We start from the raw sequence: 13,071 nt of genomic DNA, 5'->3' as shown, positions 1-13,071 counted from the left end.
CGTGCGCCTAGGAGGCGCGGCGTGCGCGGGCGGCGCGGCGCTTCAGGGCGCGACGCTCGTCCTCGCTGAGGCCGCCCCACACGCCCGAGTCCTGGCCGGTCTCGAGGGCGTACTGGAGGCAGACCTCGGTGACGGTGCAGCGTGCGCACACCGACTTCGCCTTCTCGATCTGGTCCACGGCCGGGCCGGTGTTGCCGACCGGGAAGAAAAGCTCGGGGTCTGCGGTGAGGCAAGCGGCCTTGTCGCGCCAGTCCATGCGGGTGCTCCTTGTGTGAAGGCGTGCGTGGAGGAACCACGCAGTGTTCGGGTGGGATGATCGATCCACGCCGACGATCCCGACCAGTACTCGACCTCCGCGCCCTCACCGGCGCACGCCACGAGGCCCCGTGCTGGAGCGCGGGGTGGATCGGGGTGGTGGACGGGAGAACGCTCGGTTCTTGCCGGCGCACTCGACGCGATGCGTGAGCACTGCGTCGGCCACCCGGCTCCAGTGCTGGTCATCCGGCTCGCCCCCGTGCCTGACGGCGCGGCGGGATCGGATGTTCACATCGGCGGAAACCCACGACCCTGTGAGCGGTGAAACGAACTGGACTAGCCTGTCACGGGGATGAGCCCGAATCAAGAGTCCTGGATGGGATGTGCCTGTGACCGCTGACGCGAACGGGTCCCGCGGACCCCGCCCGACCGCCTCACGGCCGCTCGGTCTGGTGGTGCTGATCGCGGTCCTGGCGCTCGAGACGCTCGCCGTCGCCGGGGTCGCGGCGTGGCTCGTGCTCGAGCTGCTGACGACTAGGGCCGATACGGTCGGCGGCGGGATCGCCATCGTCGTCCTCGCGCTGATCGCCGTGTGCTGGGCCGCCGCGACGACGCTCGGCGCCGTGCGACGGCGCGGCTGGATGCGCGCGTCGGCGCTGACGATCCAGCTGGTGATGATGGCCGTGGCGCTCGGCGCCTTCCAGGGCCAGTACGCCGTGCCCGACATCGGCTGGGCGCTGCTGGCGCCGGCCGTGGTGGCCGTCGTCGCGCTGTTCCTCCCGAGCGTGGTCGCCGCCACTCGTCGCGATCCGGCCGTGTAGCCGGACGGCTGGCGCGCCGCCGCTCGCGGGTGCGACGCTGGAGGGACCCCCTCCTCGACACGGAAGCGACGCGCATGGACTCCACCCGACTCGGCTCCAGCGGCCTGCAGATCTCCTCGATCGTCCTCGGCTGCATGAGCTTCGGCGCTCCCGAGCGCGGGGCCCACGGCTGGAGCATGGGCGAGGAGGAGTCGCGGACCTTCCTCCGGCGGGCGCTGGAGCTCGGCATCACCACGTTCGACACGGCGGACGTCTACTCCGACGGCACGAGCGAGGAGTTCGTCGGCCGGGCGCTCGCGGACTTCGCGGTCCGCGAGGAGGTCGTGATCGCCACGAAGGTCCACGGGCGGATGCGCCCCGGCCCCAACGGCGGCGGCCTCTCGCGGCGGCACATCCTCAGCGCGATCGACGACAGCCTCCGGCGTCTCGGCACGGACTACGTCGACCTCTACCAGATCCACCGCTGGGACCCCGAGACGCCGATCGAGGAGACGATGGAGACCCTCCACGACGTCGTCCGCTCGGGCAGGGCGCGCTACATCGGCGCCTCGAGCATGTGGGCCTGGCAGTTCGCGAAGGCGCAGTACACCGCGGATCTGGGCGGCTGGACGCGGTTCGTCTCGATGCAGGACCAGTACAACCTGATCCAGCGCGAGGACGAGCGCGAGCTGCACCCCTTCTGCGTCGACCAGGGAGTCGGCGTGATCCCGTGGTCGCCGCTCGCCCGGGGCCGGCTCACCCGTGACTGGGACGAGACCACGGCGCGCACCGAGACCGACGTCTTCGGCGGCACCCTCTACCGCCAGCAGGAGGAGGCCGACCGGCGGACCGTCGCGACCGTCGCACGCATCGCCGAGCAGCGCGGCGTGCCCCGTGCGCAGGTGGCGCTCGCCTGGGTCCGGCAGCAGGAGGCGGTCACCGCTCCGATCGTCGGAGCCACGAAGCTCCACCACCTCGACGACGCGGTCGCGTCGCTGGACGTGGAGCTGACCGCCGACGAGCTGGAGGCGCTGGGCGCCGACTACGCACCGCGCGCCAACGAGGGGTTCTGATCCGGCCGATGCGCCACCGCTGATCCGCCCGAGCGGTCTCCGCTATGTTTCCTCTCGAAGATGACGGAAGCTCGGATCGGGAGGCGGCATGGCGAGGAGTGCTGGGGATCCGTTGGGGGCGCGCTACCGCCTGTTCGAGCGGATCGGCTCGGGTGCCGCGGGCGAGGTGTGGCGCGTCGCCGACGCGCAGGGGCCGGACCGCGCGGCGAAGCTCCTCCGCGGTGAGCACGTGCACGACGCGGGCCTGGTCGAGCGGTTCGTCCGTGAGAGGTCGGTGCTCACCCGTCTGCGGCACCCGCACGTCGTGGAGGTGCTCGACCTCGTCGTGGAGGGGGAGACGCTCGGGATCGTGATGGAGCTCGTCGGCGGCGGATCGCTGCGGGAGCTGCTGCGGGACGAGGGCACCCTCCCGGCGGTCGATGCGCTGCCCGTGGCGGCCTCGATCCTCGACGCTCTCGCCGCCGCGCATGCGATCGGCACGGTCCACCGGGACGTGAAGCCCGACAACGTCCTGCTCGCGGAGGGTGCGGACGATGCGGGCTCCGCCGTCCGCGTCTCCGACTTCGGCATCGCTCACGTGGTCGCCGAGGGGCCGCGCGCGACGACGGGTGTCATCGGGACGCCGGAGTACCTTTCGCCCGAGATGCTCGCCACCGGAGCAGCCGGCCCGCCGAGCGACGTCTACTCGACGGGGATCCTGCTCTACGAGCTGCTGTGCGGCCGGACCCCGTTCGCCGGCCCCGGCGCCGACGTCGCGGTCGCCTACCGGCACGTCGCGATGCTCCCGCCGCCGCTGGATCTGCCGCCGCGGCTCGCGTCGCTCCTGGACCGGATGCTCGCGAAGGATCCGGCGTCGCGGCCGACGGCTGCGGAGGCGGCGGGGATCCTGCGACGCCTCTCCCCGGCGCTGGCCGGGCTGCCGGCGCTGCCGCTCGCGGCGGGCGCGGCGGAGTTCGAGGAGGCCGAGCGCCCGGGCACGGTCCTCCGCGGGATGGCGGTGGAGATGTCGTCGGAGCCGGTGGAGGAGGGGCCCGCTCCCGAGCTCGGCCCGTCGTCGCAGGCGACCGTGCTCCGCCCGGTGCCGCGCCGCGAGCTGCGCCTGGTGGAACGGCCGTTCGAGGCTCCAGCTCGGCGGGGGCGCGGCGGACGTCTGCGGATGATCCTCGCCGCCCTCGGCGCCGGCGTCCTGCTCATCGGGGCGGTGCTCCTCGCCGTCCAGCCGCGCGGCGGCGGAGCACGGGCCTCGGCGCCGGATGCCGACCTGTCGGCCCGGCAGCAGGACCGGCCGCTGCCGACGGGCCTCGGAGTGACGCGATCGGCCACCTGGGACGCGGAGCGACGGGCCGTGGTCGTCGAGATCTCCTACTCCGCCCAGAGCGCGCCCCTCTCGGGGTCCTTCCTCGAGGTGCTGCCGGGCCCGGACGCCGCGGCGGCGTGCCCCGCGGCCAGCTGGTCCGGAGTGACGGCGGTGCGCAACCGGCCGAGCGTCACCGGAGTCGGGGTCGGCTGCGGTTGGAGCCTGACGGACCTGCACGTCCCGGCGCAGGGGATCGTCGACGTCACGGCGACCGTGCCGATCGCGGTGGCCGAGCAGAGCGCCCTGGACGGGTGGCTGGCGGCGGCAGCGTCTGCGACGGCACAGGCCGTGGCCGACCCTGCGGTCACCGGGACGGCGTATCCCGTGCAGCGGCTGCGGGATGTGCGGATCGAGACTCCCGCGCGGACGGTCGGCCGGACCCCGCTGCCGGTGACGCTGGTGCCGGTCTGGCCGAGCGGGGCCGACCCCGTGAACCCCCTGCTCGCGACGCCGTCGTCCGCGCCGGCGAGCAGCATGCTCGACGCGATCGCGGGCGGAGTGGAGGGCGTGCGGTTCAGCGACGGCTGCAGCGGCGCGGTCGCCGTGTCGTCCGACGGGCTGACGGTGACCGCCCTCACGGTGACTCCGTCCTGCGAGCTGCGCGCCCGAGTGGGCGCGTTCTCGGACCTCTCGAGCAGTCCCTTCGCGATCACCACTCGCGAGTGAGTCGACCTCTCGCGCCAGTGTCGCGCCGTCGACGCCATGCGCGCCGTCTGCGCGGTCTCGCCTCCTACCATGACGAGACATCCTCATGAAACGACGGTGGAGTGGGGAGCGGTCGGGACGGTCCCGTCCGCAGGGGTAGAAAGGTGTGATCCATGTCACGTGTTCTCTCGACCGACGAGGCGAAGTCCGCGATCCAGCAGATCCAGTCGATCGTCAACGGCGGCCTCGCCGATCAGATCAGCCGGCTCGACGCACAGGGGCGGACACTGTCCGATCCGAACGTCTGGGATGGTCCGCTGGCCTCGCAGTTCCGCTCGTCGACCTGGCCGGAGACGAAGTCGGCCCTCGAGAAGGCCAAGCAGGAGCTCGAGGAGCTGCGCAGCCAGCTGGCGACGATCTCGCAGAACATCTTCGCCGCCGGCGGAGGGAGCTGACCGGCCGTCTCGCCCCTGCGTGCTCCGGCGAGCGGGGGCGGGACGTGCTCGTCGTCTCCGCGCTCCTTCCTCCGCGCACCTCCATCGGTGCGTCTCGGAGTGATCGGAGCGCTCTCGAGGAGGACGCGCCGATCGACTTGGTGGCGGAGGCGCGATCACCCGCCCGAGGGCGCTGATCAGCCGCCGTCCGCCGGCGTCGGCGAGACCGACTGCACGAAGTGGATCTCGCCGTCGAGGCTGACGAAGCCCCGGCCCACCGTGGGCGGGACGGGGAAGCGCCGCGGGATCTGCGCGCCGAGGAGAGTGCCGTCGTTGTCGATGTCGGGCTGGAGCAGCAGCACGGAGCGGGAGGCCGCCGCCTTCTTCGTCCAGTTCCCGAAATGGCTGCGGAGCTCGCTCGACCGGCCGGCCAGCACGACGCAGAGTCCCGGGCGACCCGACGAGACCAGCCTCATCAGCGCCTGGTCGGTGTCGTCCCAGCGCTCGGCGTCGTCGAGGAGGAGCAGCACGGGGCCCTCCTCCGTCGACAGCGACGCGAGGAGGGTGCGGAGCTCCTCCGCGCCCACGGCGAGTCGGTCGAGGTCCGCGCCCCTCAGCGGGGAGCGTCGATCGCACACTCCCCAGACGGCGACCGAGCCGGCGGCCCGCGCCGCCTCGGCCAGGGCGAGCAGCACGGTCGACTTGCCCGATCGGGCGGGTCCGGCGATGACGACGTGCTCGCCCTCGAAGACCTGGAACGCCAGCGGGGCGAGGTCCGACTCGCCGAGGCCGATCGGGAGCAGCCACGGCTCGCGATCGAAGCGGGCCTCGATCCCGAGCGCGCTCACGGCGACCATGTCGGGAAGCGTGCCGACCGTGCTCGTCCTGCCGCGCGCATCCGGCCAGGCGGCCGCGAGCTCGGCGATCGCGTCGTCGAGACCGGCCCTCGGAGTCGCGACCTGCGTCTGCAGGAGCGACGAGGTGAGAACGCAGCGCCCCGGCACCGCTGCCGGCGCCTGCACCGGCTTCACCCCGGCGGCGGCGTAGTCCTGCGGGTCGGCGAGGCGGAACAGCCACTTCTGCGTCGTGACCTCCTCCATCACCGAGGGGATCGCCCTCGCCCGGGTGCTCGTCACCGCGAAGTGCAGGCCGAGCTCCGGTCCGTCGGCGTAGGCGCGGGTGAACGCCTCCATCAGAGCCAGGCCCTCCCAGTCCTGGAACTCGTCCTTCAGAGTCGCGAGTCCGTCGATGAGCACCAGCGCACGCCGGTGGCCCCCGGGCGATGCTCGGCGCCGGCGCACCTCGTCGCCCAGGTGACGGAGGAACCGGGTCTGCTTCTCGTGGGATCCGCCACCTGCTCCGGCGTAGGAGACGGTGTGCGGGAGTCGCGCGAGCGGGGCGGAGTCGCGGGAACCGGCATCGAGGACGTAGAGGTCGAGCTCGTCCGGAGGGAAGTGGCGGGCGGCCGTCAGTGCGATCGACGCGAGCACCGTGCTGGTGCCGCTGCCGGGGATGCCGATGAGGAGCAGGTTCCCCTCGCCCAGATCCCAGCCGGTCGGCGTCTGGCGCTGCCGGTCGGGGTCGTCCGAGAGTGCGACGTGCAGGACGTCGCCGACGACGCGACCGAGGTCGGACTCCTCCGCGCCGAACCCGCTGAGGGCCACGGTGTCCTCGAGCGGCTCCGGCCAGATCGGGCGGGGAGGGCCGAAGCCCGAAGCGGCGTCCGCCTCGACCACCGCGTCGATCAGGAGGTCGAGATCGGTCGGGGCCGTCTCGTCGGCGGCGACAGGGGAGGGGCCCTCGACGGGGACGCCCGTGGGTCCGACCGGGCGGACCTCGATCGCCTCGACGGCCGCCGCCTCCGCTCGACCGGTGACCAGCGCCGTCTGGACGGGCGAGATGTCGTTCTGGCCACGCTTCACATACGCCCGGCCGGTCTGGGAGCGGGAGATCCCGGCCGCGCTCGCGACTCCGATCACGTCGGCGGAGTCGTCCCGGCTCTGCACCCGGAGGGCGACGCGGAGGTTGGTGTTGGCGAGGATGTCGTCGTTCACCACTCCGGCCGGACGCTGGGTGGCGAGGATCATGTGCACGCCGAGCGTCCGGCCGACCGCGGCGACGCTCACGAGGGACGTCAGGACGTCGGGATGCTCCTTCGCGAGAACGGCGAACTCGTCGACGACGAGCAGGAGCCGCGGCATCGGCTCCGGCGGCGAGGTGGCCCAGTACGCGTCGAGGTCGTCGACACCCTCGCCGGCGGCGGCGAAGAGCCGCTGACGACGCCGCATCTCGGCCTCGAGCGAGCGCAGCGCGCGGTCGGCGAGCTGGGCGTCGAGGTTGCTGATGGTGCCGATCGTGTGCGGGAGCCGCTCGCAGGACGCGAACGCTGCACCCCCCTTGAAGTCGATGAGCACGAAGGTGAGGCGCGTCGGATCGTTCCAGGCCGCGAGGCCGGCCACGAAGGAGCGCAGGAACTCGCTCTTGCCCGAGCCCGTGGTGCCGCCGACCAGGCCGTGCGGGCCGTCGGCGACGAGATCGAGCACGAGCGGACCGTGCTCGGACGAGCCGACGGGCGCGCGCACGCCCCGGGCGCTCGACCACCACCCCCGGACGTCCGCGGCGGTCGGACGATCGGCGCCCAGGAGCGGCGGCAGCCGCACGAGCGCGGGGAGAGCCGCCCCCGCGGTGACGAGCTCCGGGTCCTCGAAGCGCGCCAGGTCGCGCGCACAGCGCTCGGCCGTGGAGGAGGCGAGACCGGCGAGCACCACGTCCTCGACGGTGATCCGCTCGTCGGGCCGGGAGAGGACCGCTGAGGCGTCAGCTCCGACCCGGACGACGACCGTGCAGGAGGCGGGGAGCTGCTCCTCCGACGCCGCGAGCACGAGGCCGGAGATCCGGATCGCCGTCTCGCGCTCGCCGCGGCCGAGTCCGAGGAGCTCGCGCGCCGGAGCGGCGCGTCCCTCGGTCAGCACGTCGGAGTCGAGCACCAGGAGCACGCGCGGCGAGTCCTCCTCGCGGAGGGCGCGGAGGAGCTCGGAGCTGCGGTCGCGCCGGTCGGAGAGTCGGCGTCCGCCCCCGGGCAGACGCGTGTGGGGGAGCCAGGAGGCCCAGCTCCAGTCGGAGTCGCGTCGCCGGTCGCAGAACACCCCGATCGCCAGGTCGGCCGGACCGCAGTGGACCGCCGCCTGGCAGAGCAGGCTCCTCGCCAGAGCGAGGCCGCCCTCGCGGTCGCCGACGATCCCGACGACGCCCGAGTCCGCGAGATCGATGGACACCGGCGCGCTCGGGACGACGCTCACCGCGAGGATCGCGCGCACCTCCTCCTCGAGCCGCGGCACTCCGCGCTGATCGAGCGGGGGAGACCACGGGACGTCGCCGACGCCGATGTGCAGGCGGAGCACATCGGCGGAGGTCGCGCGCCGCTGCCACAGCGACGTGGCGGGCAGCGCCGCCCGGCGGATCGTCGTCGCCGGGTCGGGCGCGTCCTCCTCGAGGCGGGCCCGTTCGACACGCGCGGAACGGGCGATGTCGTCGCGGAGCGTCTGCAGCGCCTCGCCGTAGCGCTGCTCCTCGGACCGGGTCGCTCGGGCGTGCCGGTGCCGCTGCTCGAACCACAGGCCCCCTCCGGCCACGGGGCTGAGCGCGGCGAAGAGGGCGTAGCGCGCATCGCCCATGATGAGGACCATCGCGAAGGCGAGGACGAGCGGCGCGGCGACGGTGATCACGCTGAAGGTCGTGGCGGAGGCGATCTCGAGGCGGGCCGGCGGGACGACCGCCTCGCCGGCCGCCGGACGTCCCGGTCGCGGCGGCCGGTTGAAGGGCACGGTCGCCGTCGCGGTGACGTTGTCCGTGCTCCCCGGCTCGGGCGCGAGGAGCTCGGGAGGCGCGGGGCGCAGTCGGAGAGCCGCCCCACCGGCGATCACGACCGCGGCGTCGGAGACGAGGACCCCGTCCCCCGTCGCGGAGACGCCGTCGACCAGAGTGCCGTTGGTGCTGTCGGCGTCGCGCACCCGCAGGCCGTCGCCCTCGCGGGTCACCGAGAAGTGCTCCCAGGAGGCGCTCGCCGTGTCGAGGACGACGTCGGCGTGCGGGGAGCGGCCCACGATCAGCGCACGGCCCCGCGGGATCTCGACCACGGCTCCCGCGCCGAGACCGCCCGACAGCACGGCCGTCCACCCGCGGGCCGCGGCAGGTCGGGGCAGGGGGGAGCGGGCGATCCGCGTTCCCTCGAGCAGCAGCAGATCGGCCAGCCGGGTCTCCACAGGATGCAGGGCGGTGTCGACGGCGAGGGCCGTCCCGGGCGGGAGGCGGTGCCCGGTGGCGGTGGCGATCAGCTCGCCGAGTGTCACGGAGTCGCGGTGGCGGCCGAGGTCGATGTCGGAGCGGGTGCCGTCGAGGTCGAGGAGGAGTCGCACCGGGGGCTCACGGTCGGGGCTGTCCGGCGAACCAGAGCAGCGGCGGGTCGGCGGGCCGCAGGCCGAGACGCTGCGGCGAGGAGTGGAGGGGGAGTGCCGGGGCGTCCAGAGCGTGCGCGGCGCCGAAGTCGAGCGGCGGACCGGCGAGCCCGTCCGTCGGTCCGATCGTGGATCCCCGGAGTGCGGCGGCGACCGCCGAGGGTTCCCTGCTGCCTGCGACGGCCGCGGCTCGCACGAGCGCCACGACGGCGTCGTGGCTGGGGGCGTCCGCGACCGCGGCGAGATCGCGGAACGAACGGTCGCCGAGGAGGGTCGCCCGCGCGGCATCGTCGGCGGTCATCCGCACGGCCCCCAGGAACGCGGAGGCCGCGCGTCCGCGCTCGTCGCCGCGGAGGGCGACCGCGTCGCCGGAATCCGTGCCGATCGTCGTCAGATCTCCCGAGAGGGTGCCTCCGGCCGCGGCCAGGGCGGGAGCGAAGGCGGGGCTCAGCGCGTCGGGCGTGAGCAGGATCGGGACGGACGCCCCCGCCGCCTGCAGAGCGGCGACCGCCGTCGCCTGCGCCGCGGCGGGGCCGGACACGACGACGCGCTCGACCGCCGGCTCGCCCTCGAGGTGCGGGCGGGCGGCGGTGATGATCACGTCCGCGGTGGCGCCGGGATCGGCGGTCACCGTCGCGGCGGGCGAGAGACCGGTCGGGGTGCCTCCACCGGTGTCGACGAGGAGTACCCGGGCGCCGCCGCCGGCCTCCTCCACGAGTGCCGCGTCGGTCGAGGCGGTGTCGGGTCCGAGGGACCAGACGCCGTCGCCGGGCAGGGCGGGGTCGCCTCCGTACGGGAGGACGGCCGCTGTCCCCGCTGCCCGAGCGGCGTCCACGGCCGCAGCGGTGTGCATGCCGTAGGTCGCGAGGACGAGGCCGGACACGCCCTGGCCCGTCAGCTCCTCGACGGCGGCGCGGGCACCCTCGGGCGTCCCGTGGTCGTCGACGGCGACGAGACCGATCTCGCAGTCGCCCATCGCTGACCGGTGCGCTGCGACGACGGCACCGTTCGCCGCGTCCTTCCACTCCGCGCCCTCGCCCGGAGCCGAGCTGAGCGAGACCACCACCCCGAGCGTCAGCTGCTCGGGCACCCGGGCGCACGAGAAGCCGACCGGGAGAGCGGCGACCTCCGTCATCGGGGCGGACTGCGGGGGCAGGAGGGAGACGAGGGCACCGCTGACGCCGAGGAGGGCGACGGCGCCGCCGATCAGCATCGGGCTCCGTCGGGCGGTGCGGGGGTGCTGCGCCGCGCGCCTGCCCAGGCGGGTCATCGCTCGTCCCCGATCCGGAAGGAGTAGACCGTCCGGGTCCGCGTGCCCTCGGGCAGGTCGAGGTGGAACGCGGGAAGCTCATCCCCGGCGCGGAGGGAGGCCCGCTCCTGGGCCTGCGCCAGCAGGATGCCCGAGACGTCCTCGGATCGCACCGCGGCGTAGCCCCGTGCGCTCTGCGAGGCGAGGGCGAGCTGCACGTCGGCGGTGCCGACCTTCGCGGCACTCGTGGTCATCGATCCGAGCAGGCCGGAGCCGCCGACCGTCCGGTCGCCGAGGTCCAGGAGCACCTTGTGCAGATCGGCGGCGAGGAGCGCGGCGGCCGCGTCGGTGTCGCGGGTCGAGGCGTCGATCGTCGTCGCGATGCCGGCCAGGGAGGCGCGCGTCCGCTCGGAGACGGCCCCGCCGATCCGGGCCTCCGCGGTGCGGAGAGCCCGGTGCCCGGCGTCCACCGTCGCTGCACCGTCGGAGCGGATGCCGGAGGAGGCCGTGCGTAGGCTCGAGACCGACCGGTCGAACATCGCGACGACCGCGTCGGCGTCGGCGCCGGAGCGCGTCGAGATCCGCCGCACCTGCTCGTCGAGGAGTGCGGTGACCGCGGAGGCGGCGGCCGTGTCCGTCTCGGCGAACGCCTTCTGGATCGCCGGTGCGAGAGCGTCCTGCTGGGCGCCGAGAGCGTCGATGCGGGTGCCGAGGGCGTCGCGCTGAGCGGTCAGCGCGTCGACGCCGGTGCGGAGGGAGGCGAGCAGGCCGGTGAGGCGTGCGTCGTCCGAGCCGGCCGTCGCGCCGGCCTCGGCCATGCCGCTGCGGATCGTGGCGAGCGCGGCGCGCAGGGCGGCGAGGTCGGCACTCGCGCCGGTGCTGCCGACGGTGGAGGCGACGGCGGTCCACGCGTGGACCTGGTCGCTCAGCCGGTCGGCCAGGGGGGCCGGATAGCCGTCGGGAGCGTCGAGGCGGCCCGCGCCGGAGCAGGGCGTCGCGGTCAGGTAGGCGCGGAGCTCCTCGACGGAGCCCCGGGTCACCTCCACGGGTGCGCGCGTCGGGCGCCCGGTCGGCGTGGGTGCGGCAGCAGGGGACTGTGTCGCCGGCGACAGCTCGCAGAGCCGATCGGCCAGCTCCTGGTTCTGCGCCGACAGCGACCCCGTGCTGGTCGGCGTGCCGAGCTCGTCCAGGGCGGTCGTGGCGGCGGCGCCGACCGAGGCGACCGTCGTCTCCAGGCCCGCGGTGTCCGCGTCGAGCTCGTCCAGCGTCGCCGACAGGGCGGCGAGCGCCCGGGTGACGGATCCCTCCGGGTCGGCCAGGGTGTCCACCGAGGCCGACGCGGCGTCCACCCTGCTCGCGAGGGCGGCGAACCCGGCCTGCACGCCGTCCATCAGCTCCGGCTGCAGGGAGTCGACGAGGTCCTGCCCGCGATCGAGCATCCCGAGCAGCACGGTGTCGACGGCGGCTGCGGAGGCGGCGAGGGAGCATGTCATCGAGGGTGCCGTGCAGGTCTCGGCGGAGGGCTGTGCCGGCCCCGCGGCAGCACGGAGAGCCGCGACGACCTCGTCGCGGCAGGACTCGGCCGCGGTCCCGTACGCGTCGAGCTCGGCCGTGAGCCGTAGCAGCTCCGAGTGGATCGAGCCGGTGCGGCCGCCGTCGACGGCGAGTCCGCATCCGCTGCCCGAGACCGTCGGCGGCGGCACCGCGGCCGATGTGTCGCCCAGCAGGGCGTCCACCGCGTCGATCGCCTCGGACAGCTGCGCCAGCAGGCCGGACTCGGTGCCCGAGACCGTCGACGACAGCTGCGCCCGGAGCGCGCCGAGCTGCCCGGAGAGGCTCTGCATCGAGGCCGCCGTCGAGGCGGCGCCGGCCCGCAGCTCCTCGGCCGTGCGGACACCGAGAGTCTCGGAGGTCGCGTCGAGCGAGGCCCGCACCTCGGCGACGGTGGTGCCGGCCTGCGTCAGCAGGTCGTCCACCGCGGTGACGACCTCGATCGTGCGGCGCTCGAGGGCGAGCGGAGAGGCGTCGGAGGAGTCGAACGCGGCGCCCAGCGCCCCCTCGGTGGTCGGGTCGGTGCTCAGGCCGGGCTGGACCGCCAGGTCGAAGGCGGGGACGGCGAAGTCGGCGACGTCGGCGACGAGGGTCAGCGTCGCCGTCGCGCCACCGCCCGGGGGAGCGAGGAGAGCGGCCCACTGCACGACGGCGTCTCCGTGCTCGTCACGGCTGAGCACGCCGTTGGTGACGGCACCCGACTCGCTCTCGGTGACGACGCGACTCGGCGAGACGCCCGGCAGGACCGCGGAGGCTGCGATCGTCAGCGGAGCGCCGACGAGTGCACTGCGGCGGGCTGCACGACCGGCCGCGTCGAACGCGACCTCCTCGGGCCGGACCGTCAGGTTCTCCACCGCGAGCGAGATCTCGATCCGACCCGAGCGCCCGGCGAGGTCGGCCGGATCGGTGCCCGAGGCGTCGGCGGTGCGCCACGAGGGCCGGACACGGACCGGCAGGTCGGCGGCGACCTCGGGGGGATCGTAGACGGTGGTGGTCGCCGAGGTGTCGGACGGGTCGTCGCCGACGGCGAGGGCCGTCCCCTCGATCGCACGGACACCCCCGTCGGACGAGACGGCGACGGACACCGCCTGCATCACCCTGGCGGCGGTGAGCGCCGGCTCCGGTGGCGTGCAGCCCGCCAGTACAGCTGCCACGACCGCGATCGCCGCTGCGGCCGTCGTCCTGCGAGCATTCGAGCGCACCCTGACCACCCCTCGTCCCGACGGGGCACCGGGCGGTGCCGCTCACGTCGA

8 protein-coding genes are annotated in these 13,071 nt (G+C 74.5%); 4 read left to right on the top strand and 4 right to left on the bottom strand.

Annotated features, from left to right (window positions below):
• Positions 1-7 precede the first annotated feature (7 nt).
• A complete protein-coding gene (locus C5C33_RS04090) occupies positions 8-256 on the bottom strand; it encodes a WhiB family transcriptional regulator (protein WP_055788231.1) in 249 nt (82 codons plus the stop codon).
• A gap of 388 nt (positions 257-644) precedes the next feature.
• On the opposite strand from C5C33_RS04090, the gene C5C33_RS04085 reads away from it, so the two are divergent.
• The 4 genes from C5C33_RS04085 to C5C33_RS04070 all read left to right on the top strand — a co-directional run bounded on the left by C5C33_RS04085 (position 645) and on the right by C5C33_RS04070 (position 4,585).
• The gene (locus tag C5C33_RS04085) at positions 645-1,076 is read left to right on the top strand and encodes a hypothetical protein (RefSeq protein ID WP_104255262.1); all 432 of its coding nucleotides are present in this window, start codon (positions 645-647) and stop codon (positions 1,074-1,076) included.
• 74 nt (positions 1,077-1,150) lie between these two features.
• Positions 1,151-2,128, top strand: coding sequence for an aldo/keto reductase (locus tag C5C33_RS04080; RefSeq protein ID WP_104260484.1), 978 nt, complete (start codon positions 1,151-1,153; stop codon positions 2,126-2,128).
• A 112-nt stretch (positions 2,129-2,240) separates the two neighbouring features.
• Entirely contained in the window at positions 2,241-4,151 is a 1,911-nt protein-coding gene (locus C5C33_RS04075) for a serine/threonine-protein kinase (protein WP_258069174.1), read from the top strand.
• A gap of 152 nt (positions 4,152-4,303) precedes the next feature.
• Positions 4,304-4,585 (top strand): pyrophosphorylase, encoded by a 282-nt coding sequence (locus tag C5C33_RS04070; protein WP_104224124.1) that lies wholly within the window; start codon positions 4,304-4,306, stop codon positions 4,583-4,585.
• Positions 4,586-4,761: 176 nt separating this feature from the next.
• On the opposite strand, the gene C5C33_RS04065 is transcribed toward C5C33_RS04070, so the two are convergent.
• The 3 genes from C5C33_RS04065 to C5C33_RS04055 are packed head-to-tail and all read right to left on the bottom strand — an operon-like array spanning position 4,762 to position 12,972.
• A complete protein-coding gene (locus C5C33_RS04065; RefSeq protein ID WP_104260482.1) occupies positions 4,762-8,979 on the bottom strand; it encodes an FtsK/SpoIIIE domain-containing protein in 4,218 nt (1,405 codons plus the stop codon).
• Positions 8,980-8,986: 7 nt separating this feature from the next.
• The gene (locus tag C5C33_RS04060) at positions 8,987-10,288 is read right to left on the bottom strand and encodes a hypothetical protein (RefSeq protein ID WP_146085745.1); all 1,302 of its coding nucleotides are present in this window, start codon (positions 10,286-10,288) and stop codon (positions 8,987-8,989) included.
• Positions 10,285-12,972 (bottom strand): hypothetical protein, encoded by a 2,688-nt coding sequence (locus tag C5C33_RS04055; protein ID WP_146085744.1) that lies wholly within the window; start codon positions 12,970-12,972, stop codon positions 10,285-10,287. The genes C5C33_RS04060 and C5C33_RS04055 overlap by 4 nt, the downstream gene beginning before the upstream one ends.
• Positions 12,973-13,071: the final 99 nt, after the last annotated feature.

The organism is Rathayibacter sp. AY1H3 (assembly GCF_002932015.1).
This window is presented reverse-complemented; position numbering and strand designations above follow the sequence as displayed.

What these genes read in the sequence shown, in the direction of transcription:
- C5C33_RS04090 (WP_055788231.1), bottom strand. Translation starts at nt 256, where the DNA reads ATGGACTGGCGCGACAAGGCCGCTTGCCTCACCGCAGACCCCGAGCTT.
- C5C33_RS04080 (WP_104260484.1), top strand. Translation starts at nt 1,151, where the DNA reads ATGGACTCCACCCGACTCGGCTCCAGCGGCCTGCAGATCTCCTCGATC.
- C5C33_RS04070 (WP_104224124.1), top strand. Translation starts at nt 4,304, where the DNA reads ATGTCACGTGTTCTCTCGACCGACGAGGCGAAGTCCGCGATCCAGCAG.
- C5C33_RS04060 (WP_146085745.1), bottom strand. Translation starts at nt 10,288, where the DNA reads ATGACCCGCCTGGGCAGGCGCGCGGCGCAGCACCCCCGCACCGCCCGA.